We start from the raw sequence: 22366 nt of genomic DNA, 5'->3' as shown, positions 1-22366 counted from the left end.
CTCCAGGGCTCGGCCGTCGGATCAGACAGCAGGTGCAACGTCCGCCAGGGCGGCCAGAATTTCCGGGCCCAGGTTGGTGACGTCGCCCGCGCCCATGGTCAGCACCAGGTCGCCGGGGCGGGCCAGCGCGGCCAGCACGGCGGGTGCGGCGGCGAACTCGTGCTCGGCGCGGACGTCCGCACCGGCCCGGCGGGCCGAGTCGATGATCAGCTCGGCGGTGACGCCCGGGATCGGGTCCTCGCGGGCCGGGTAGATGTCCAGCACCACCGAGCCGTCGGCCAGCGCCAGCGCCTGGCCCATCTCCTCGGCCAGCTGCTGGGTGCGGGAGAACAGGTGCGGCTGGAACACCACCAGCACCCGGCCGTCGCCCGCCGCCTCGCGGATCGCCTCCAGGTCGGCGGCCATCTCGGTCGGGTGGTGCGCGTACGAGTCGATCACCTGCACGCCGCGGGCCTCGCCCTTCAGCTGCAGCCGCCGCCGCACCCCGGTGTACGCGCCCAGCGCCTTCGCCAGCCCGTCCGCCGGAACGCCCAGCGCGACGCCCGCGGCCAGCGCCGCCACCGCGTTGTGCGCGTAGTGCCGGCCGGGCACCGAGACGGTGAACGTCAGCTGCTCGCCGCCCAGTTCGACCGTCACCTCGCTGGTCATGCCGCGCGCCACCACCGACAGCACCCGCACGTCCGCGTCCTCGGCCGCGCCGACCGTCACCACGTTCAGGCCCTCGCGCCCGGTGACCCGTCGGGTCAGCTCACGGGCACCCTCGTGGTCGGACGACACCACCAGGGTGCCGCCGGGGACGATGCGGCCGACGAAGGTCTCGAAGGACTCGTAGATCTCCTCCATCGACGCGTAGTTGGCGTGGTGGTCCAGCTCCACGTTCAGCACGATCGCCACCTCGGGCGCGTACTTGTGGAAGCTGCGGTCGCTCTCGTCCGCCTCCGCGACGAAGATCTCGCCCGCGCCGTGGTGCGCGTTCGACCCCGGCAGGTCCAGGTCGCCGCCGATCGCGTACGACGGCTCCAGGCCCAGCTCGCCCAGGCTGACCGCCAGCATCGAGGTGGTGGTGGTCTTGCCGTGGGTGCCCGCCACCGCGAGCGCCCGACGGCCGCCCATCAGCGCCGCCAGCGCGTCCGAACGGTGCACCACCGGGACGCCGCGCTCCTGCGCCGCCACCAGCTCCGGGTTGTCGGCGCGGATCGCGCTGGAGACCACCACGCTGCTGGTCCCGGCCGGCAGGTGCTCGGCCGCGTGGCCTACGAACACCGTCGCGCCCAGCTCGCGCAGCGCACGCACGGTCTCCGACTCCTTGGCGTCACTGCCCGAGACGGTGGCGCCGCGCACCGCGAGGATCTTCGCCAGACCGGACATTCCGGCGCCGCCGATGCCGATGAAGTGCGGGGCGTGCAGGTCGTGCGCGGCGTCGTTCAAGGCTGGCTCCGTACGGGCGGGGTCGGAAAAGGGTCGTCCCGTGCGCTCTGTAGCTACCGGAGCGCACGGGACGATTCTGCCCTAATCGGGAGGGCGGTCAGGAGTCGCTGGCGAACAGCTTGAGTACGGGGACGCCGACCTCGTGCCGGGCGCGGGACGCCCAGTCGCGGTGGAAGAACTCCTCTACGAAGTGCGGCGAGGTCAGGACCAGCACCTCGTCGGCCCGGTTCTCCTCCACCACCTCGCGCAGGCGCACCAGCGGCTGCTGCTCGACCACCTCGCCGACCGCCTCCGCGCCGGCCCGCCGCAGGTGTCGCAGGCTGTGCTCCAGGGACTCGCCGGCCAGCGTCGGCCCGTCGCCGTCGCGCTCGTCGTGCTCGTGCACCGCCTGGTCAAGATGGCCGAGGGCCACATCGTCCAGGGCGCGCAGCAGTTCGTCCTGCCGACCGCGCGGCTGCATCAGGACGACGAAAGACACCTGTTCGTCGCCGTGGAGGGTGGTGACCAGCTCCACGTCGGCGTCGGAGAGTGCCTTTTCGATCATCAGTACGGTCTTGAACACGTGAGTCCCTTCGCTGGTACGGGCCCCCGGGTCCGGCTTTCATCCCCTCCTTCATAGTGCCCGGAGGAAGGATTCCTCACGCTGCACACGCGCCACATGGAACACGTGGTCCACATCGGTCAGGAAGTGGCTCAGGTGAGCGCGGGGTCGCTCGGGGACCGGTCCGGATCGGTCGGCCGCAGATAGCGGGTGAAGAGGAAACCTTCCTCCTCGATCAGGGACGCCAACCGCATCCGCCGGACGTCCGCAACCTGCGGCCCGTTGACGATCCGCGGCGAATCACCGCCCGTCACCAGAGGGGCCACCGAGAGGCACAGCTCGTCCAGCAGACCGTCCGCCGCGAGCCGCCCCAGCAGGCGGGGGCCACCCTCCGAGAGCTGGCGGCGCCAACCACGCTCCGTGAGCGCCCCGACCGCGCGGGGGAGGTCGACCGAGCCCGTTCCCGCGATGATCACTTCGGCGACCTCGCCGGTCCGGGCGAGTCGGTCGGCCGGCGCGTCGGAAGTGGTGATCACCACCGTCGGGACCAGCGGCTCGGTGAACAGCGGCGCCGAGAGATCGAGGTCCAGGCTCCGCGTCACCACCGCGATCACCGGCGCCGGCAACTGACCCGCGGCGGCCCGCTGCTCCGCGAACTCCTTACGGGCCCGCCCCGGCCGGTAACCCTCCGCCCGCACCGTCTCCGCACCCACCAGCACCACGTCGCACAGCGCGCGCAGCACCCCGAAGATCCGCTTGTCCGCTGCGCTCGACAGCCCGTCCGAGAGGCCGTCCAGCCGGGCCGCGCCGTCCAGCGAGGCCACCATGTTCGCCCGCAGCCACGGGCCTTCGGACGGGTACGCGTACGCCTGGGCCAGCCACTCCAGGGTGCCGGGGGTGCCGGGGGTGTTGCCGATCAGTTGTTCCATGGCTCCGAGTCTGGCAGGCGGATGCGAAGACAGGGGCGCGGGGAACTGCGCGCATCGGAAGGCACCCCACTGCAAGATCGCGACGCGGGACAATGAGCTGCACTTGATCGCGACCTTGCGGGCGTGGCGTGCGCTTGTCGCGCAGTTCCGCCCCCTCGGCTTCGCCTGGGGGTACCCCCAGCGCCCCTGTTTTCGCGCCCGCCGGCTCTCGCGCCCCTGGTCTCTCGCCCACCTGTACGCTTGTTCTCCGTGTCTGCACCTGCCTCGGAGTCCGAAATCCGTACCGCGACAGCCCTCGCCTCCCGGCGGCCGGTGGTCCCGGCCGAGCGGCTGGTGGCCGAGATGGTGCCGCCGCCGCGTTTTTCCGGCGTGAGTTTCGGCAGTTACCTGCCGGATTCGTCGCAGCCGAGCCAGTACGAGGCCGTGCAGATCCTGGAGGGTTTCGCGGCGAGCCTGAACGGCGGTGCGGAGCCGGTAAAGCGTGGGTGGTTCCGGCGGTCCGCGCCGGCGCCGAGCGGGCCGGCGGGGATCTACCTGGACGGCGGGTACGGCGTAGGAAAGACGCATCTGCTGGCGTCACTGTGGCATGCGGTGCCGGGGCCGAAGGCGTTCGGCACCTTCGTCGAACTGACCAACCTGGTCGGCGCGTTGACCTTCCAGGGCGCGGTGAGGACGCTGAGCTCGCACCGGCTGCTGTGCATCGACGAGTTCGAGCTGGACGACCCGGGCGACACCGTGCTGGTGTCCACGCTGCTGAGCCGGCTGGTGGAGAACGGCGTCAAGCTCTGCGCGACGTCGAACACGCTGCCGGAGAAGCTCGGTGAGGGCCGGTTCGCGGCCGCAGACTTCATGCGGGAGATCCAGGGCCTGTCCTCGCACTTCCGCCCGGTGCGGATCGACGGCCAGGACTACCGCCACCGCGGCCTCCCGGCCGCGCCGCCGCCGTACACCGACGCCGAGGTGACGGCCCGCGCGGCCGCCGCCCCGAACGCCTCGCTGGACGACTTCGACACGCTGCTGGAGCACCTGAAGGAGGTGCACCCCAGCCGTTACGGCGCGCTGCTGGACGACATCGGCGCGGTCTTCCTGCGTGGCGTGCGCCAGGTCGACGACCAGTCCACCGCGCTGCGCCTGGTGGTGCTGGCGGACCGGATGTACGACCGGGAGCTGCCGATCACCGCGTCCGGCGTGCCGTTCGACCAGGTGTTCACCGAGGAGATGCTGCACGGCGGCTACCGCAAGAAGTACCTGCGGGCCGTCTCCCGCCTGGTCGCGCTGGCCCGGGATTCCGCCAAGTAACTCAGACTGTCGGTGGCCGGTCGTACGGTGGAGTCGTGCGTCCCATCACGAGTATTGAGCGGTCCGTGGCGCCCTTCGAGGTCGTCAGCCCCTTCCAGCCCAATGGTGACCAGCCGGCGGCCATCGCCGAGCTGGAGCGCCGGATCCGCGCGGGGGAGAAGGACGTCGTCCTGCTCGGCGCGACCGGTACCGGCAAGTCCGCCACCACCGCGTGGATGATCGAGAAGCTGCAGCGTCCCACCCTGGTGATGGCGCCGAACAAGACGCTGGCCGCGCAGCTGGCGAACGAGTTCCGCGAGCTGCTGCCGAACAACGCGGTCGAGTACTTCGTCTCGTACTACGACTACTACCAGCCCGAGGCGTACGTCCCGCAGACGGACACCTACATCGAGAAGGACTCCTCGATCAACGAGGAGGTCGAGCGGCTGCGGCACTCCGCGACCAACAGCCTGCTCACCCGGCGGGACGTCGTGGTGGTGGCGTCGGTGTCGTGCATCTACGGCCTCGGCACGCCGCAGGAGTACGTGGACCGGATGGTGCAGCTGAAGGTCGGCGAGGAGGTCGATCGGGACGCACTGCTGCGCCGCTTCGTGGACATCCAGTACACCCGCAACGACCTGGCGTTCAGCCGCGGCACCTTCCGGGTGCGCGGCGACACCATCGAGATCTTCCCGGTGTACGAGGAACTCGCCGTCCGGATCGAGATGTTCGGCGACGAGATCGAGGCGCTGTACACGCTGCACCCGCTGACCGGTGAGGTGATCAGCGAGGACGACTCGGTGTACGTCTTCCCCGCCTCGCACTACGTGGCCGGCCCGGAGCGGATGGAGCGGGCGGTCAACGACATCGAGCGGGAGCTGGAGCAGACCCTCGCCCGGATGGAGAAGCAGGGCAAGCTGCTGGAGGCCCAGCGGCTGCGGATGCGCACCACCTACGACATCGAGATGCTCCGCCAGATCGGCACCTGCTCGGGCGTGGAGAACTACTCGATGCACTTCGACGGCCGCGAGCCCGGCTCGCCGCCGAACACCCTGCTCGACTACTTCCCCGAGGACTTCCTGCTGGTCATCGACGAGTCGCACGTGACGGTCCCGCAGATCGGCGCGATGTACGAGGGCGACGCCTCGCGCAAGCGCACGCTGGTCGAGCACGGGTTCCGGCTGCCCTCGGCGATGGACAACCGGCCGCTGAAGTGGGAGGAGTTCCAGGAGCGGATCGGCCAGACCGTCTACCTGTCGGCCACCCCCGGCAAGTACGAACTGGCGCGCGGCGACGGGCAGGTGGAGCAGATCATCCGCCCGACCGGCCTGATCGACCCCGAGGTGATCGTCAAGCCGACCGAGGGCCAGATCGACGACCTGGTGCACGAGATCCGGCAGCGGGTGGAGAAGAACGAGCGGGTCCTGGTCACCACGCTCACCAAGAAGATGGCCGAGGACCTCACCGACTACTTCCTCGGCCTGGACATCCGGGTCCGCTACCTGCACAGCGACGTGGACACGCTGCGCCGGATCGAGCTGCTGCGCGAACTGCGGGCCGGCGAGTACGACGTGCTGGTCGGCATCAACCTGCTGCGCGAGGGCCTGGACCTGCCCGAGGTCTCGCTGGTGGCGATCCTGGACGCAGACAAGGAGGGCTTCCTGCGTTCCGGCACCTCGCTGATCCAGACCATCGGCCGTGCCGCGCGTAACGTCTCCGGCCAGGTGCACATGTACGCCGACAAGATCACCCCGGCGATGGACCTGGCGATCTCCGAGACCAACCGCCGGCGCGCCGTCCAGCAGGCGTACAACGAGAAGCACGGGATCGACCCGCAGCCGCTGCGGAAGAAGATCGGCGACCTGCTCTCCACCATGGCCGGTGAGGACGTCGACACCGAGGAGCTGCTCGCCACCGGCTACCGCCAGCAGGGCAAGGGCAAGGCCGCGGTGCCGTCGCTGGGCATCGACCGCAAGCCCGCGAAGAACCTGCCGGCGGCCGAACTCGCCGAGCTGATCCAGGACATGACGGACCGGATGCACACCGCCGCCGCCGAGCTGCAGTTCGAGGTGGCGGCCCGGCTGCGCGACGAGGTCAAGGAGCTCAAGCGCGAGCTGCGCCAGATGCGCGAGGCCGGCATGGCCTGATCCGGCTGTCCGAAACAGCCGCTGTGTCGTAGTTCTGCCACAGTCTCGCCGTCCCGGACCGGGGCGGCGGGGCGGCGGCGTAGGGTGGTGCGGACCGGCATGGGGGCAGGACGCTCCTGTCGCGGCCGGTCACGGGCGAGAAGCCGGGGCGACCCGGAGGAAGGGGTGGTGGCGTGTCGGTGAACCTGGCCAAGGGTCAGAGCGTCAGCCTGTTGAAGTCCAGTGGCGAGACCCTGAGCGTGGTCCGGATGGGCCTCGGTTGGAAGTCGGCGCCGGGCAAGCGCGGCTTCTTCAGCCGCCGCCCGAAGGACATCGACCTGGACGCGTCCGCCCTGCTGTACGACGGCAAGACGATGAGCGACGTGGTGTTCTTCTCGCACCTGGTCAGCAACGACGGATCGGTGCAGCACACCGGCGACAACCTGGTCGGCGGCGTCGGCGGCGAGGACGACGAGAGCATCCTGGTCGATCTGACCAAGGTGCCGCGCAAGGTCACCCAGATCGTGTTCACCGTCAGCTCGTACAGCGGCCAGAACTTCCAGGAGGTGCAGAACGCGCACTGCCGCCTGGTCGACGAGACCACCAACAAGGAGCTGGCCCGCTACGAGCTCGCCGGCGGCGGCACCCACACCGGTCAGATCATGGCCAAGGTGGAGCGGGACGGCGCGGGCTGGAAGATGACCGCGATCGGCGCGCCCGCGACGGGCCGCACCTTCCGGGACATGCTGCCGTTCATCGAGCCCTTCCTGTAAGCGGCTCCGCCCTGTGAGCGGCTCCGCGTAGGGGCGGCCCGGGCTTTACCCGGTCACGCATCTCTTTACCTTCTTTACCTCCCCTTGGTTCCCCTGTTACTCTCGACGGGAGCGGAGGGGAGTATTCCCCGTTCAGTGACCCCGTCATCACGGATGCCCGTCGCGGCATCCCGGGGCGCTGGTCGTGCGGCGCCGACCAATGGGTGTGCCGCGCGGCGGAAGAGACCTCCAGCAGTGACGATGTTCGCCTAACTGCCGGAGGAGCAGTCATGGACGTTTCCGCAGGCCTGTGGGCCGGCACCATCGTGGTGCTGGCCCTTTTGATCACCGCCGATTTCTTCATCGGCGGCCGCAAACCGCACGAGGTCTCCCTCAAGGAGGCCGGGATCTGGACCGCGGTCTGGGTCGTGCTGGCCGTGCTGTTCGGCGGGTTCCTCTGGTGGTACGGCGGCGGAGAGCCGGCCGGGGAGTTCTTCGCCGGCTACATCACCGAGAAGTCGCTCAGCGTCGACAACCTGTTCGTGTTCATTCTGATCATGGGCAAGTTCGCGGTGCCGAAGATCTACCAGCAGCGCGTGCTGATGTTCGGTGTGATCATCGCCCTGGTTCTCCGGACGGTGTTCATCGCCGGCGGCGCGGCGCTGGTCTCCAGCTTCTCCTGGGTGTTCTTCATCTTCGGCGGGTTCCTGATCTGGACCGCCTGGAAGCTGCTGAAGGAGGCCCGGGCCGAGGAGGAGGGCGAGGAGGACTTCGAGGAGAACCGCCTGCTCAAGGCGGTCCAGAAGCGCATCCCGTCCACCGACAAGTACCACGGCACCAAGCTGTTCGTCCGGGAGAACGGCCGCCGGCTGATGACGCCGATGCTGATCGTGATGATCGCGATCGGCACCACCGACGTGCTGTTCGCGCTGGACTCGATCCCCGCCATCTTCGGCCTCACCCAGGACCCGTACATCGTCTTCACCGCCAACGCCTTCGCGCTGATGGGTCTGCGGCAGCTGTACTTCCTGATCGGCGGGCTGCTGAAGAAGCTGGTCCACCTGTCCTACGGCCTGTCGGTGATCCTCGGCTTCATCGGCGTGAAACTGGTGCTGCACGCGCTGCACGAGGCCGGCGTGCACGTCCCGGAGATCAGCATCCCGGTGTCGCTGGGCTTCATCCTGCTGACCCTGGCGGTCACCACCGTCACCAGCCTGATCGCCTCGCGGAAGCAGGACGATTCCAGCAAGCCGGAGAAGATCGACGCCTGACCGCACACACCTGAGGGCCCCCGCCTCGGCGGGGGCCCTCGTGCTCTCCGCTCACCAGCCGCGGTCGCGCCACTCCGGCAGGTGCGGGCGCTCGGCGCCCAGCGTGGTGTCGTTGCCGTGGCCCGGGTAGACCCAGGTCTCGTCCGGGAGGACGTCGAAGATCTTCTCGTTGACGTCCCGGAACAGCGAGTCGAAGGCGGCCGGGTCGCCCCAGGTGTTGCCCACCCCGCCCGGGAACAGGCAGTCGCCGGTGAACAGGTGCGGGTGGCCCTGCGGGTCGTCGTAGACCAGCACGATCGCGCCGGGGGTGTGGCCCACCAGGTGGCGGACCGTCAGCTCGACCTGCCCGACCCGGAGCACCGAGCCGTCCTCCAGCAGGACGTCGGTGGGCACCTCGATGCCCTCCGCGTCGACCCGCCCGGCCGCGGTGCGTGCCCCGGTGGCGGCGACCACCTCGGCCAGCGCGCCCCAGTGGTCGTGGTGCCGGTGGGTGGTGACCACCATGGCCAGCCGGCTGCCGACGGTCTCCAGCAGCACCGGCGCGTCGGCGGCCGCGTCGATCAGCAGCTGCTCGTCGGTGGCCCGGCAGCGCAGCAGGTAGGCGTTGTTGTCGTACGGTCCGACCGCCACCTTGGTGATCATCAGGTGGGCCAGCTCCCGGACGTCGGGCGCGCCGCCGACCTTGACCGTTCCGTGGTACGTCATCACGTCGCTCCTCGCTGCTGCTGGGGTTCCCCGTCAATCGGCACCATCATCCCATCGGGGGGAGCTCGGGCAGCGAGCTGCGCGCGTCGACCAGGTGGCCGGCGCGGTGGACCTGCAGGCCGTCGCCGTCGGAGCGGCCCGACAGCCAGCCGGTGAGCGCCCGCACCGGGCCCTCGACGGTCAGCTCCGGCTCGCCCGCGCCGCCGAGCCGGGCCTCCGTCGCGGCGTCCTCGGCGATCAGCCGGACCACCGGGAGGCCGTCCAGGGCGCCGAAGTGGGTGCCCAGGCGCCGGAACTCGGCGATCGCGAACTGCTCGGGCCAGTGCGCCGGGGTGTAGCCCGCGTTCAGGTCGACGTGGTGGTACTCCAGTTCGGCCAGCCGCTTCCCGGGCAGCTGCCAGGCCGGGAAGGTGTAGCCGGCCCGGTGGCGGACCGTGGCCTGCCAGTGCTCGGGTGCGAGCTGCCGGGCGGCGTCCACGAAGCGCTGCTGGCTGTCGCGGACGTCGGCCAGCTGCACCTCCAGCGGCCGGCCCGCGCCGGCCTCGATGCCGGCGTCCCGGGCGGCCGAGCTGGCGTACTGGGGGATGTCCTGGCCGGTGCGGGCGCCGTTCAGCAGGTTGACCAGCGAGTCGGCGTTGCGGGCGATGTGGGCCAGTACGTGGCCGCGGGTCCAGCCGGGCAGCGAGGACGGTTCGAACACCTCCTCGGGCTTCAGCTCGGACAGCGTGTGCAGCAGTTCGGCGGTGCTCTCGACAGTGGCCCGCAGCTGCTCGGCTGCGGTGGTCGCGTCGCTCATCGGGCGGTGCCTTTCGACGGTCGGGTGGAGCGGTTCCGGGCGGTACTCGACCGCCCCGGGCCGTTGCCGGGGGCGGTTGTCAGTCGTTGACGCTACCGTCGGGCGCGGGTGCCGTTCACTCGTACGGGTGGACCCCGCTGGACGGTTCGAGATTCGAACAGATGAGCTAGTACGCTGGCGGGCGCATCCTGGAAGAAGCAGACCTCACACATTTCGACCCGGAGAAAGGCGCCAGTAGCTGTGGCAGACCGCCTCGTCGTCCGCGGTGCACGCGAGCACAACCTCAAGAACGTCTCGCTCGACCTGCCCCGGGATTCCCTCATCGTCTTCACGGGCCTCTCCGGGTCCGGCAAGTCCTCGCTCGCCTTCGACACGATCTTCGCCGAGGGCCAGCGGCGATACGTCGAGTCGCTGTCCTCGTACGCCCGGCAGTTCCTCGGGCAGATGGACAAGCCGGACGTCGACTTCATCGAGGGTCTCTCCCCGGCCGTCTCGATCGACCAGAAGTCCACCAGCCGGAACCCGCGCTCCACCGTCGGCACCATCACCGAGGTGTACGACTACCTGCGCCTGCTGTTCGCCCGGATCGGCAAGCCGCACTGCCCGCACTGCGGCCGCCCGATCGCCCGGCAGTCGCCGCAGGCCATCGTCGACAAGGTGCTGTCGCTGGCCGAGGGCACCCGGTTCCAGGTGCTCAGCCCGGTGGTCCGGGAGCGCAAGGGCGAGTTCGTCGACCTCTTCGCCGACCTGCAGTCCAAGGGCTACGCCCGGGCCCGGGTGGACGGCCAGACCGTCCAGCTGACCGAGCCGCCGACGCTCAAGAAGCAGGAGAAGCACACCATCGAGGTGGTCGTCGACCGCCTCACCGTGAAGTCCAGCGCCAAGCGCCGCCTCACCGACTCGGTGGAGACGGCCCTCAAGCTGGCCGGCGGCATGGTGGTGCTCGACTTCGTCGACCTCCCGGAGGACGACCCCGAGCGCGAGAAGATGTTCTCGGAGCACCTCTACTGCCCCTACGACGACGTCTCCTTCGAGGAGTTGGAGCCGCGGTCGTTCTCCTTCAACTCCCCGTTCGGCGCCTGCCCGGACTGCTCGGGCCTGGGCAACCGGATGGAGGTCGACCCGGAGCTGCTGGTCCCCGACCCGGAGAAGTCACTCGACGAGGGCGCCATCCACCCGTGGTCGCAGGGCGCCACCAAGGAGTACTTCCAGCGGCTGGTCAACGCGCTGGCCGGCGAGCTCGGCTTCCGCACCGACATCCCGTGGGCCGGGCTGCCCGCCCGCGCCCGCAAGGCCCTGATGTACGGGCACAAGACTCAGGTCGAGGTGCGCTACCGCAACCGGTACGGCCGCGAGCGCTCCTACACCACCGCGTTCGAGGGCGCCGTCCCGTTCGTGACGCGGCGGCACTCCGAGTCGGAGAGCGACTCCAGCCGCGAGCGCTTCGAGGGCTACATGCGCGAGGTGCCCTGCCCGACCTGCAAGGGCACCCGGCTCAAGCCGGTGGTCCTCGCGGTCACCGTGATGGACAGGTCCATCGCCGAGGTCTCCGCCATGTCGATCAGCGACTGCGCGGACTTCCTCGGCGCCCTCCGCCTCGACGCCCGCGACAAGAAGATCGCCGAGCGGGTCCTCAAGGAGGTCCTGGAGCGGCTGCGCTTCCTGGTCGACGTCGGCCTCGACTACCTGTCCCTGAACCGCGCCGCCGGCACCCTCTCCGGCGGCGAGGCCCAGCGCATCCGGCTGGCCACCCAGATCGGCTCCGGCCTGGTCGGCGTGCTGTACGTGCTGGACGAGCCGTCCATCGGCCTGCACCAGCGCGACAACCACCGCCTGATCGAGACCCTGGTCCGGCTGCGGGACATCGGCAACACCCTGATCGTCGTCGAGCACGACGAGGACACCATCAAGACCGCCGACTGGATCGTCGACATCGGCCCCGGCGCCGGCGAGCACGGCGGCAAGGTGGTGCACTCCGGCTCGCTCAAGGACCTGCTGAAGAACCCCGAGTCGCTCACCGGCCAGTACCTGGCGGGCAAGCGCAGCATCCCGATCCCGGCCGCCCGCCGCCCGCGCGACAAGAAGCGCCAGCTCGTGGTGCACGGCGCCCGCGAGCACAACCTGAAGGACGTCACGGTCGCCTTCCCGCTGGGCACCTTCACGGCGGTCACGGGCGTCTCCGGCTCCGGCAAGTCGACGCTGGTCAACGACATCCTCTACTCGCACCTGGCCCGCGAGCTGAACGGCGCCCGCAGCGTCCCGGGCCGGCACACCCGGATCACCGGCACCGACCTGGTCGACAAGGTGGTGCACGTCGACCAGTCGCCGATCGGCCGCACCCCGCGCTCCAACCCGGCCACCTACACCGGCGTCTTCGACCACGTCCGGCGGCTGTTCGCGGAGACCCAGGAGGCCAAGGTCCGCGGCTACCTGCCCGGCCGGTTCTCGTTCAACGTCAAGGGCGGCCGCTGCGAGAACTGCTCCGGCGACGGCACCATCAAGATCGAGATGAACTTCCTGCCGGACGTCTACGTCCCCTGCGAGGTCTGCCACGGCGCCCGCTACAACCGGGAGACGCTGGAGGTCCACTACAAGGGCAAGTCCATCGCCGAGGTGCTGGACATGCCGATCGAGGAGGGCCTCGACTTCTTCGAGGCCGTCCCCGCGATCGCCCGCCACCTGCGCACCCTCAAGGAGGTCGGCCTCGGCTACGTCCGCCTCGGCCAGCCCGCCACCACCCTCTCCGGCGGCGAGGCCCAGCGCGTCAAGCTCTCCGCCGAACTCCAGAAGCGCTCCACCGGCCGGACGGTCTACGTCCTCGACGAGCCCACCACCGGCCTGCACTTCGAGGACATCAGCAAGCTGATCAAGGTCCTGGAGGGCCTGGTCGACAAGGGCAACACCGTCATCGTCATCGAGCACAACCTCGACGTCATCAAGACCGCCGACTGGCTGGTCGACATGGGCCCCGAGGGCGGCGCCGGCGGCGGCGGCGTGGTCATCGAAGGCACCCCGGAAGAGGTCGCCGCCTCGACGATCAGCCACACCGGCAAGTTCCTCCGGGACATCCTGCCGGGTGTCTCCGATGCAATGCCCGTGAAGCGCAAGAAGAAGTAGTTCCCTCCCCAACCCCCGCGCCCCGCCAGGGGCGCGGGGAACTGCGCGAAGCGCGAGGCGAACGTCAACGCGGGCCGCCCGCGGAGAGCCCCAGGCTCCCCGGGCGGCCCGCGTTGTGCGTGCTACGTTGCTGGCGCCCTTCCCCGCACCGAGGAGTTCCTCATGTCCGAGCCCGTCGCTTCCCGCCGAACCGTCCTCTGCTGCGCAGCCGTTGCGCTGGCCGGTACCACGGCCGCGGGCTGTTCCTCGTCCAAGGACAACAAGACCGAAGCCTCCTCCGGCCCCGTCGACCTCGGCGCGGCCTCCGACGTCCCCGTCGGTGGCGGCAAGGTGTACCGCGAGCAGGCCGTCGTCGTGACGCAGCCGGCCGCGGGCGAGTACAAGGCGTTCAGCGCGAAGTGCACGCACGCCGGGTGCCTGGTCAACGGCGTGGCCAAGGAGCAGATCCAGTGCCTGTGCCACGGCAGCCGTTTCGCGATCACCGACGGCGCGGTGCTGGACGGCCCGGCGCCGAAGCCGCTGCCGGAGTACAAGGTCGCGGTGCAGAACGGTCAACTCCAGGTCACCAAGTAACTTCCCGCTCCGAGGTGTCGGCGTCAGTCGGTACGGTAGGGGCATGGCTGACCCGTCCACCTACCGTCCGGCTCCGGGGGCGATCCCGCTTTCGCCCGGGGTGTACAAGTTCCGTGACGCGCACGGCCGGGTCATCTACGTCGGCAAGGCGAAGAACCTGCGCCAGCGGCTGTCCTCGTACTTCCAGGACGTCGCGAACCTGCACCCGCGCACCGCGACGATGGTCACCACCGCGGCGTCGGTGGAGTGGACGGTGGTGTCCACCGAGGTCGAGGCGCTGCAGCTGGAGTACTCCTGGATCAAGGAGTTCGACCCGCGGTTCAACGTCAAGTACCGGGACGACAAGAGCTACCCGGAGCTGGCGGTCACCCTGAACGAGGAGTTCCCGCGGGTCCAGGTGATGCGCGGGGCGCACAAGAAGGGCGTGCGCTACTTCGGCCCGTACGGGCACGCGTGGGCGATCCGCGAGACGGTCGACCTGATGCTGCGGGTGTTCCCGGTCCGGACGTGCTCCAACGGCGTGTTCAAGCGCGCCCAACAGGTCGGCCGCCCCTGCCTGTTGGGCTACATCGGCAAGTGCGCGGCGCCCTGCGTGGGCCGGGTGAGCGCGGATGAGCACCGCGAACTCGCCGAGGAGTTCTGCGACTTCATGGCCGGCCGGACGGGCAACTACCTGCGCCGCCTGGAGGCGCAGATGCAGGAGGCCGCCGCCGACATGGAGTACGAGAAGGCGGCCCGGCTGCGCGACGACCTGGGGGCGCTGCGCCGCGCGATGGAGAAGAACGCGGTGGTGCTCGGCGACGGCACCGACGCGGACCTACTGGCGGTCGCCGAGGACGAACTCGAAGCCGCCGTACAGATCTTCCACGTCCGCGGCGGCCGGGTGCGCGGCCAGCGCGGCTGGGTGACCGACAAGGTCGAGGACGTGGACACGGCCGGCCTGGTCGAGCACGCGCTGCAGCAGCTGTACGGCGCGGGCACCGAGCAGGTGCCGCGCGAGGTGCTCGTCCCGGCGGTGCCGGACGAGGCCGTGCACGAGTGGCTGTCCGGCCTGCGCGGCGCCCAGGTCGACCTGCGGGTGCCGCAGCGCGGCGACAAGAAGGACCTGATGGAGACGGTGCAGCGCAACGCCCAGCAGGCGCTGGCGCTGCACAAGACCAAGCGCGCCTCCGATCTGACCACCCGCAGCCGGGCGCTGCAGGAGATCGCCGAGGCGCTGGAGCTGGACTCGGCGCCGCTGCGGATCGAGTGCTTCGACATCTCGCACCTGCAGGGCGAGGACGTGGTGGCGTCCATGGTGGTGTTCGAGGACGGCCTGGTGCGCAAGAGCGAGTACCGCCGGTTCCAGATCAAGAGCTTCGAGGGCCAGGACGACGTCCGCTCGATGCACGAGGTGATCACCCGCCGGTTCCGCCGCTACCTCCAGGAGCGCGAGCAGACCGGCGAGTGGGCCGTCCCGGAGGAACCCGCCGGTAGTGACGAGTCGCTCACCGACGAGAGCGGCCGCCCCAAGCGCTTCGCCTACCCCCCGCAGCTGCTGGTGGTCGACGGCGGACAGCCCCAGGTCGCCGCCGCCAAGCGGGCGTTGGACGAGCTCGGCATAGACGATGTCGCGGTGTGCGGCCTGGCGAAGCGGCTGGAGGAGGTGTGGCTGCCCGGCCAGGACGACCCGGTGGTGCTGCCGCGCTCCAGCGAGGGCCTGTACCTGCTGCAGCGGGTGCGCGACGAGGCGCACCGGTTCGCCATCACCTATCAGCGCTCGAAGCGGGCCAAGCGGCTCACGGCGGGGGAACTGGACTCCGTTCCCGGGCTCGGAGAGACTCGCCGCCGGGCCCTGCTGAAGCACTTCGGTTCGCTGAAGAAGCTTCGCGCGGCCACCATCGACGAGCTGTGCGAAGTCCCCGGGATCGGGCGCCGGACCGCCGAGACTGTTGCCACAGCCTTGGCCTCCCGTACACCTGCCGCATTCGCGGTCAACACCGCGACCGGCGAGATCATCGAAGACAGCACCGCCACAGCAGTACCGAGAAGCGGGGAAGAGACGTGACTGTGTCCAACGGGGGAGAGAGCACCCCCGAGCTGGTGATCATCTCCGGCATGTCCGGGGCGGGCCGTTCCACGGCCGCCAAGTGCCTGGAGGACCTCGGCTGGTTCGTGGTCGACAACCTGCCGCCGGCGCTGATTCCCACCATGGTCGACCTGGGGGCCCGCTCGCAGGGCGCGGTACCGCGGATCGGCGTGGTGGTCGACGTGCGCGGCCGCACCTTCTTCGACGACCTGCTGACCTCGCTGGAGGAGCTGGAGAAGCGCGGCGTCCGCCTGCGGGTGGTGTTCCTGGACTCCTCCGACGACGCCCTGGTGCGCCGCTTCGAGTCGGTGCGCCGCCCGCACCCGCTGCAGGCCGACGGCCGGATCGTCGACGGCATCGCCCGCGAACGCGAGCTGCTGCGCGAACTGCGCGGGGAGGCCGACCTGGTGGTCGACACCTCGAACCTCAACGTGCACCAGCTGCGCGCCAAGATGGACGCCCAGTTCGCCGGCCAGGACGAGCCGGAGCTGCGCGCCACCGTGATGTCGTTCGGCTTCAAGTACGGCCTGCCGGTCGACGCCGACCTGGTGGTGGACTGCCGCTTCCTGCCGAACCCGCACTGGGTCCCGGAGCTGCGGGCCCGTACCGGAACCGATCCGGACGTGGCAGAGTACGTGTTCCAGCAGCCCGGCGCGCAGCCGTTCCTGGACGGCTACACCGAGCTGCTGCGGATCATCACCGAGGGTTACCGCCGCGAGGGGAAGCGCTACATGACGCTTGCCGTAGGCTGCACCGGAGGCAAGCACCGCAGCGTCGCGATGTCCGAGCAGCTGACGAAGCGTCTGATCGCGGACGGGGTCGAGACGGTGCTGGTCCACCGGGACATGGGCCGGGAGTAGCGGCCGGGAACCCCCCGTAACCGCCGCCCCGGCCGAGCACGAGACAGGAACATGGGGTCGGCGTGACGGGATACGTGCCAGCACGGCAGCAGATCCGGACCAGACCTGCCGAGCGGGCCGCCCCGGGGCCCCGCCCCGGGGCCCCGCGCATCGCCGCGCTGGGCGGCGGCCAGGGCCTGTCCGCGTCGCTGTCCGCGCTGCGCCGGCTGACCACCGAGCTGACCGCCGTGGTCACCGTCGCCGACGACGGCGGCTCCAGCGGGCGGCTGCGCGCCGAGCTCGGCGTGCTGCCGCCCGGCGACCTGCGCAAGGCGTTGGCCGCGCTGTGCGGGGACGACGACTGGGGCCGCACCTGGTCCGAGGTGATCCAGCAGCGCTTCACCGGCAACGGCGAGCTCGGCGGCCACGCGGTCGGCAACCTGCTGATCGTGGCGCTCTGGGAGAAGCTCGGCGACCCGGTGGAGGCGCTGAACTGGGTGGGCCGGCTGCTGAACGTGCAGGGTCGGGTACTGCCGATGTCCGCCGTGCCGCTGGACATCGAGGCGCAGGTACGCGGCCACGACCCGCTGAAGCCGGGCGAGGTCTCGGCGGTGCGCGGCCAGGCCGCGGTGGCGGTGACGCCGGGCACGGTGCTGTCGATCCGGCTGCTCCCGGACGAGCCCCCCGCCGTCCCCGACGCCGTGCAGGCCGTACGGGAGGCGGACTGGGTGGTGCTCGGCCCCGGCTCCTGGTTCACCAGCGTGCTGCCGCACCTGCTGGTGCCGGACCTGGCGAAGGCCCTCGTCGAGACCCGGGCCCGCCGCCTGCTGACCCTCAACCTGGCGCCGCAGCCCGGCGAGACCGAGGGCTTCACCCCGCAGCGCCACCTGGAGGTGATCGCCGACCACGCTCCGGACCTCGCGGTGGATGCGATCCTGGTGGATGAGCGGGCCGTCAGCGGAGGAGCTTTCGGGCTCGCCGACCTGACGGGCCTGGAGCAGGCCGCGAAACGGATGGGCGCCGCACTGGTGCTCGACCAGGTGGCCCGCGCCGACGGCACCCCGCGACACGACCCGGAGCTCTTGGCCGCGGCGTACGACCGGATTTTCCGGACTCATGGAAGGATCGGCCCATGGCGATGACGGCAGCGGTGAAAGACGAGATCTCCCGGCTTCCCGTCACCCGTGCCTGCTGCCGCAAGGCGGAGGTCTCGGCGATCCTGCGTTTTGCGGGCGGACTGCACATTGTGAGCGGCCGCATCGTGATCGAGGCGGAGCTGGACACCGGCATTGCGGCACGGCGGCTGCGCAAGGACCTCCTGGAGATCTTCGGACACTCCTCGGATCTGGTGGTGATGGCCCCCGGCGGGCTGCGTCGCGGCAGCCGGTACGTGGTGCGGGTGGTGAAGGACGGCGAGCTGCTGGCCCGGCAGACCGGGCTGGTGGACGGACGCGGACGACCGATCCGGGGCCTGCCCCCGGCGGTGGTCTCCGGCGCGACCTGCGACGCGGAGGCCGCCTGGCGCGGCGCGTTCCTGGCGCACGGCTCGCTCACCGAGCCCGGCCGCTCCTCCTCCCTGGAGATCACCTGCCCCGGCTCGGAGGCGGCGCTCGCCCTGGTCGGCGCGGCCCGCCGGCTCGGCATTCCGGCCAAGGCCCGCGAGGTGCGCGGCGTCGACCGGGTGGTGATCCGCGACGGCGACGCGATCGGCGCGCTGCTCACCCGCCTCGGCGCGCACGAGTCCGTGCTGGCCTGGGAGGAGCGCCGGATGCGCCGCGAGGTGCGCGCCACCGCCAACCGGCTGGCCAACTTCGACGACGCCAACCTCCGCCGCTCGGCCCGCGCCGCGGTCGCGGCCGGCGCCCGGGTGGCCCGCGCCCTGGAGATCCTCGGCGAGGAGGTGCCCGAGCACCTGGCGGCGGCCGGCGCGCTGCGCATGCAGCACAAGCAGGCCTCGCTGGAGGAGCTCGGCGCGCTCGCCGACCCGCCGCTGACCAAGGACGCGGTCGCAGGCCGGATCCGTCGCCTGCTGGCGATGGCCGACAAGCGCGCCGCCGAACTCGGCCTGCCCAACACCGAGGCCAACCTGACGGAGGAAATGGCCTTGAACTGACGGGGCATCAGCCTCCCGGAACGCAACCCCGGAGGGGCGTGCGGAGCATGACGCGGCATCTGCTGCGGACAAGCCCGCACGCCCCTTTCGGCCATCTGGGCCCTTGCGGCCTACCGGTGAGGCGATGTGCCTTGCCACACTTGGGAGAGGTAGGGTCAGCAGTGGTCGGGGAAAACCCAAAATTTCACCCCCGTCGGGCTCCGGCCCGGCGTACCTAAGAGGAGATCGGTTCGTGACGATCCGGGTAGGCATCAACGGGTTCGGCCGCATCGGCCGCAACTTCTTCCGTGCGGTCAAGGCCCAGGGCGCGGACATCGAGATCGTCGGTGTCAACGACCTGACGGACACCAAGACGCTCGCTCACCTGCTCAAGTACGACACCACCCTCGGTACCTTCCCCGGTGAGGTCTCGCACACCGAGGACAGCATCACCGTCGACGGCCACACCTTCAAGGTCACCGCCGAGCGTGACCCGGCCAACCTCCCCTGGGCCGCGCTGGGCGCCGACATCGTCGTCGAGTCCACCGGTATCTTCACCAAGGCAGAGGGTGCGAAGAAGCACCTGGCGGCCGGTGCGAAGAAGGTCGTCATCTCGGCGCCCGCCTCCGGCGAGGACATCACCATCGTGCTGGGCGTCAACGACGGCAAGTACGACGCCGCCGCGCACCACATCATCTCGAACGCCTCCTGCACCACCAACTGCGTGGCTCCGATGGCGAAGGTGCTGGACGAGAACTTCGGCATCGTCAAGGGTCTGATGACCACCGTGCACGCCTTCACCAACGACCAGGTCACCCTGGACTTCCCGCACCGGGACCTGCGCCGCGCCCGCGCCGCCTCGCAGAACATCATTCCGACCTCGACCGGCGCCGCCAAGGCCACCGCCCTGGTGCTGCCGCAGCTGAAGGGCAAGCTGGACGGCACCTCGCTGCGCGTCCCGGTCCCGACCGGCTCCATCACCGACCTGGTGGTCACCCTGGAGCGCGAGGTCACCAAGGACGAGGTCAACGCCGCGTTCCAGAAGGCCGCCCAGGAGGGCTCGCTGAAGGGCATCCTGGCGTACACCGAAGACCCGATCGTGTCCTCGGACATCGTGAACGACCCGCACTCCTGCATCTTCGACTCCCAGCTGACGATGGTTCAGGGGAACCAGGTCAAGGTGCTCGGCTGGTACGACAACGAGTTCGGCTACTCGAACCGCCTCGTCGACCTGGTCGCCATCATCGGCGAGCAGCTCTGACTCCCAGCGGTAGCTGACGTGACGTAAGGGGCAGGGCCCGGACGGCTGTCACCGCCGACCGGGCCCTGCCGCTGCGCCCACCTCGTCCGTCCTACCCATCCCGGTGACGCACTGCGCCGTGTCGCCGCCTGCCGATCCATCCATCGAGGAGCAAGACCGTGAAGACGATCGAAGACCTGGAGGTCTCGGGCAAGCGGGTGTTCGTCCGCGCCGACCTCAACGTGCCGCTGTCCGGTGACACCATCACCGACGACGGCCGGATCCGCGCCGTCGCGCCGACCATCGCCAAGCTCGTCGAGCGCGGCGCCCGGGTGGTCGTCGCCTCGCACCTGGGCCGCCCGAAGGGCGAGCCGGACCCGAAGTTCTCTCTCGCGCCGGTGGCGGTCCGCCTCGGCGAGATCCTCGGCCGCCCGGTGAGCTTCGCCACCGACACGGTCGGGGACAGCGCGAAGGCCACCGTCGCCGCACTCGGCGACGGCGAGGTCACGCTGCTGGAGAACCTGCGCTTCAACGCCGGCGAGACCTCCAAGGACGACGCCGAGCGCGGCGCGTTCGCCGACCAGCTGGCCGCCCTGGCGGACCTGTACGTCGGCGACGGCTTCGGCGCGGTGCACCGCAAGCACGCCTCCGTCTACGACCTGCCGGCCCGCCTGCCGCACGCCGTCGGCGACCTGATCGCCACCGAGGTGGGCGTGCTCAAGCGCCTCACCGAGGACGTGGCCCGCCCGTACGTGGTGGTGCTCGGCGGCTCCAAGGTCTCCGACAAGGTCGGCGTGATCGAGAACCTGCTCGGCAAGGCCGACCGGATCCTGATCGGCGGCGGCATGATGTACACCTTCATCGCCGCCCAGGGCCACGGCGTCGGCAACTCGCTGCTCCAGGAGGACCAGATCCCGGTCGTCCAGGACTACCTGAAGCGCGGCGCCGAGCAGGGCGTGGAGTTCGTGATCCCGCTGGACACCGCGGTGTCCGGCTCGTTCCCGGACGTCAAGACCGGTGCCCCGGTGGACGACTTCGCGGTGGTCGACGTGGACGCCATCCCGGACGGCGCGCTGGGCCTGGACATCGGCCCGAAGACCGCGCAGCTGTTCGCGGAGAAGATCGCCGACGCGAAGACCGTGTTCTGGAACGGCCCGATGGGCGTGTTCGAGCACCCGGCGTTCGCGGACGGCACCCGGGCCGTGGCCCAGGCGCTGATCGACTCCGAGGCGTTCACGGTGGTCGGCGGCGGCGACTCGGCGGCAGCGGTGCGCACCCTCGGGTTCGACGAGGCGAAGTTCGGACACATCTCGACCGGCGGTGGCGCGAGCCTCGAGTACCTGGAGGGCAAGACCCTCCCCGGTCTCGCCGCCCTGGAGGACTGAGAGAACAATGACTGAGCGTCTCCCGCTGATGGCGGGCAACTGGAAGATGAACCTCGACCACCTCGAGGCCATCCAGCACACCCAGAAGCTGGCGTTCTCGCTGGCCGACAAGGACTACAAGGCCGTCGAGGTCGCCGTCCTGGTGCCGTTCACCGACCTGCGCTCCGTGCAGACCCTGGTCGACGGCGACAAGCTGAAGCTCAAGTACGGCTCGCAGGACATCTCGCAGCACGACGGCGGCGCCTACACCGGTGAGGTGTCCGGCCCGATGCTGGCGAAGCTGAAGTGCACCTACGCGGTGATCGGCCACTCCGAGCGCCGCCAGTACCACGGCGAGAACGAAGAGATCGTCAACGCCAAGGTGAAGGCCGCCTACCGCAGCGGGGTCACCCCGATCCTGTGCATCGGCGAGCCGCTGGAGATCCGCAAGGCCGGCACCCACGTCGCGTACACCCTCGCGCAGCTGGACGGCGCGCTGGACGGCGTTCCGGCCGGCGACGCGGAGAGCATCGTGGTCGCGTACGAGCCGGTCTGGGCGATCGGCACCGGCGAGGTTGCCACGCCCGAGGACGCGCAGGAGGTGTGCGGCGCGATCCGGGCCCGGCTCGGCGAGCTGTACGGCACCGAGCTGGCCGACAAGGTCCGCGTCCTGTACGGCGGCTCGGTGAAGTCCTCGTCGGCGGCCGGCCTGATGGCCAAGCCCGACATCGACGGCGGACTGATCGGCGGCGCCTCGCTGGACGCCGAGGAGTTCGTCAAGATCGTGCGGTACCGTGACCAGGCAGTAGGCTAACGCCGCCGCAGCAACGTAGGCTTTGGGGCCGGACCGCGTGGAGCGGGCCCGGCCCCTTCGCCGAAGATTCGAGAGAGTTGGTCCCGTCGTGGTTCTCGGGTTCGAGATTGCTCTGATCATTCTCAGTGTGCTGATGATCATGCTGGTCCTGCTGCACAAGGGCAAGGGCGGCGGCCTGTCCGACATGTTCGGCGGCGGCGCGATGTCCACCGGTGGCGGCTCCGCGGTGGCCGAGCGCAACCTCGACCGCATCACCGTCGTGATCGGCCTGGCCTGGTTCGCCTGCATCATCGTGCTCGGCCTGCTGCTGAAGAGCAGCTGACACCGACAACTGACGTGAAGTCGGCGGCGATGGTGGCACAGCCTTAACCGCCGCTTACACTAGGACGACTTCGCCACCGTCCGCCCAGCCGCGGCCGGACGGCACCAGCAC

Annotated in this window: 19 protein-coding genes; 14 read left to right on the top strand and 5 right to left on the bottom strand. The window is 70.3% G+C overall.

Annotated features, from left to right (window positions below):
• Positions 1-21: 21 nt before the first annotated feature.
• The 3 genes from murC to ACIHEI_RS20200 all read right to left on the bottom strand — a co-directional run bounded on the left by murC (position 22) and on the right by ACIHEI_RS20200 (position 2898).
• A complete protein-coding gene (murC, locus tag ACIHEI_RS20210) occupies positions 22-1428 on the bottom strand; it encodes a UDP-N-acetylmuramate--L-alanine ligase (RefSeq protein ID WP_396607567.1) in 1407 nt (468 codons plus the stop codon).
• A 97-nt stretch (positions 1429-1525) separates the two neighbouring features.
• Positions 1526-1990: an indole-3-glycerol phosphate synthase gene (locus ACIHEI_RS20205; RefSeq protein WP_387646470.1), complete on the bottom strand. Its 465-nt coding sequence runs from the start codon at positions 1988-1990 to the stop codon at positions 1526-1528.
• Positions 1991-2121: 131 nt separating this feature from the next.
• On the bottom strand, positions 2122-2898 hold the full coding sequence (locus ACIHEI_RS20200; protein ID WP_392951714.1) for a pyrimidine reductase family protein: 777 nt from the start codon (positions 2896-2898) through the stop codon (positions 2122-2124).
• A gap of 249 nt (positions 2899-3147) precedes the next feature.
• Here ACIHEI_RS20200 and zapE point away from each other — a divergent pair, with 249 nt between their 5' ends.
• The 4 genes from zapE to ACIHEI_RS20180 all read left to right on the top strand — a co-directional run bounded on the left by zapE (position 3148) and on the right by ACIHEI_RS20180 (position 8325).
• On the top strand, positions 3148-4197 hold the full coding sequence (zapE, locus tag ACIHEI_RS20195) for a cell division protein ZapE (RefSeq protein WP_396607566.1): 1050 nt from the start codon (positions 3148-3150) through the stop codon (positions 4195-4197).
• 35 nt (positions 4198-4232) lie between these two features.
• Positions 4233-6323 carry an excinuclease ABC subunit UvrB gene (gene uvrB, locus ACIHEI_RS20190; protein ID WP_387862743.1) on the top strand — a complete coding sequence of 697 codons (2091 nt, stop codon included), beginning with the start codon at positions 4233-4235 and terminating at the stop codon, positions 6321-6323.
• 173 nt (positions 6324-6496) lie between these two features.
• Positions 6497-7075, top strand: a complete 579-nt coding sequence (locus ACIHEI_RS20185; RefSeq protein WP_387646460.1) for a TerD family protein — start codon at positions 6497-6499, stop codon at positions 7073-7075.
• 269 nt (positions 7076-7344) lie between these two features.
• Complete coding sequence (locus ACIHEI_RS20180) at positions 7345-8325, top strand: TerC family protein (RefSeq protein ID WP_396607565.1); 981 nt, start codon at positions 7345-7347, stop codon at positions 8323-8325.
• 51 nt (positions 8326-8376) lie between these two features.
• On the opposite strand, the gene ACIHEI_RS20175 is transcribed toward ACIHEI_RS20180, so the two are convergent.
• Positions 8377-9030 (bottom strand): MBL fold metallo-hydrolase, encoded by a 654-nt coding sequence (locus ACIHEI_RS20175; RefSeq protein WP_396607564.1) that lies wholly within the window; start codon positions 9028-9030, stop codon positions 8377-8379.
• A gap of 46 nt (positions 9031-9076) precedes the next feature.
• On the bottom strand, positions 9077-9826 hold the full coding sequence (locus tag ACIHEI_RS20170) for a maleylpyruvate isomerase family mycothiol-dependent enzyme (protein ID WP_387646452.1): 750 nt from the start codon (positions 9824-9826) through the stop codon (positions 9077-9079).
• A gap of 240 nt (positions 9827-10066) precedes the next feature.
• Here ACIHEI_RS20170 and uvrA point away from each other — a divergent pair, with 240 nt between their 5' ends.
• The 10 genes from uvrA to secG all read left to right on the top strand — a co-directional run bounded on the left by uvrA (position 10067) and on the right by secG (position 22255).
• A complete protein-coding gene (gene uvrA, locus ACIHEI_RS20165) occupies positions 10067-12943 on the top strand; it encodes an excinuclease ABC subunit UvrA (protein ID WP_392951725.1) in 2877 nt (958 codons plus the stop codon).
• 162 nt (positions 12944-13105) lie between these two features.
• Complete coding sequence (locus ACIHEI_RS20160) at positions 13106-13516, top strand: Rieske (2Fe-2S) protein (protein ID WP_392951727.1); 411 nt, start codon at positions 13106-13108, stop codon at positions 13514-13516.
• A gap of 43 nt (positions 13517-13559) precedes the next feature.
• Positions 13560-15563 carry an excinuclease ABC subunit UvrC gene (gene uvrC, locus ACIHEI_RS20155; protein ID WP_396607563.1) on the top strand — a complete coding sequence of 668 codons (2004 nt, stop codon included), beginning with the start codon at positions 13560-13562 and terminating at the stop codon, positions 15561-15563.
• 2 nt (positions 15564-15565) lie between these two features.
• The gene (rapZ, locus tag ACIHEI_RS20150) at positions 15566-16444 is read left to right on the top strand and encodes an RNase adapter RapZ (RefSeq protein ID WP_052509189.1); all 879 of its coding nucleotides are present in this window, start codon (positions 15566-15568) and stop codon (positions 16442-16444) included.
• Positions 16445-16506: 62 nt separating this feature from the next.
• On the top strand, positions 16507-17565 hold the full coding sequence (yvcK, locus tag ACIHEI_RS20145) for a uridine diphosphate-N-acetylglucosamine-binding protein YvcK (protein ID WP_396607562.1): 1059 nt from the start codon (positions 16507-16509) through the stop codon (positions 17563-17565).
• Entirely contained in the window at positions 17556-18536 is a 981-nt protein-coding gene (gene whiA / locus ACIHEI_RS20140; RefSeq protein ID WP_043910002.1) for a DNA-binding protein WhiA, read from the top strand. Before yvcK ends, whiA begins: the two co-directional genes overlap by 10 nt.
• Positions 18537-18768: 232 nt before the next feature.
• Entirely contained in the window at positions 18769-19776 is a 1008-nt protein-coding gene (gene gap / locus ACIHEI_RS20135) for a type I glyceraldehyde-3-phosphate dehydrogenase (RefSeq protein ID WP_392951737.1), read from the top strand.
• A 158-nt stretch (positions 19777-19934) separates the two neighbouring features.
• Entirely contained in the window at positions 19935-21140 is a 1206-nt protein-coding gene (locus ACIHEI_RS20130) for a phosphoglycerate kinase (protein ID WP_387646433.1), read from the top strand.
• A 7-nt stretch (positions 21141-21147) separates the two neighbouring features.
• The gene (gene tpiA, locus ACIHEI_RS20125; protein WP_387862754.1) at positions 21148-21933 is read left to right on the top strand and encodes a triose-phosphate isomerase; all 786 of its coding nucleotides are present in this window, start codon (positions 21148-21150) and stop codon (positions 21931-21933) included.
• An 88-nt stretch (positions 21934-22021) separates the two neighbouring features.
• Positions 22022-22255 carry a preprotein translocase subunit SecG gene (secG, locus tag ACIHEI_RS20120; RefSeq protein ID WP_392951742.1) on the top strand — a complete coding sequence of 78 codons (234 nt, stop codon included), beginning with the start codon at positions 22022-22024 and terminating at the stop codon, positions 22253-22255.
• The last annotated feature ends 111 nt before the right edge of the window (positions 22256-22366 follow it).

This window comes from Kitasatospora sp. NPDC051984 (assembly GCF_044593455.1).
GTDB lineage: Bacteria > Actinomycetota > Actinomycetes > Streptomycetales > Streptomycetaceae > Kitasatospora.
Note: the sequence above shows the minus strand (reverse complement) of the source record. Positions and strands in the feature narration are given on the sequence as shown.

Excerpts from the sequence above, each read along its gene's own strand:
- ACIHEI_RS20200 (WP_392951714.1), bottom strand. The coding sequence starts at position 2,898 with ATGGAACAACTGATCGGCAACACCCCCGGCACCCCCGGCACCCTGGAG.
- ACIHEI_RS20180 (WP_396607565.1), top strand. The coding sequence starts at position 7,345 with ATGGACGTTTCCGCAGGCCTGTGGGCCGGCACCATCGTGGTGCTGGCC.
- ACIHEI_RS20175 (WP_396607564.1), bottom strand. The coding sequence starts at position 9,030 with ATGACGTACCACGGAACGGTCAAGGTCGGCGGCGCGCCCGACGTCCGG.
- ACIHEI_RS20170 (WP_387646452.1), bottom strand. The coding sequence starts at position 9,826 with ATGAGCGACGCGACCACCGCAGCCGAGCAGCTGCGGGCCACTGTCGAG.
- ACIHEI_RS20160 (WP_392951727.1), top strand. The coding sequence starts at position 13,106 with ATGTCCGAGCCCGTCGCTTCCCGCCGAACCGTCCTCTGCTGCGCAGCC.
- uvrC (WP_396607563.1), top strand. The coding sequence starts at position 13,560 with ATGGCTGACCCGTCCACCTACCGTCCGGCTCCGGGGGCGATCCCGCTT.
- whiA (WP_043910002.1), top strand. The coding sequence starts at position 17,556 with ATGGCGATGACGGCAGCGGTGAAAGACGAGATCTCCCGGCTTCCCGTC.
- tpiA (WP_387862754.1), top strand. The coding sequence starts at position 21,148 with ATGACTGAGCGTCTCCCGCTGATGGCGGGCAACTGGAAGATGAACCTC.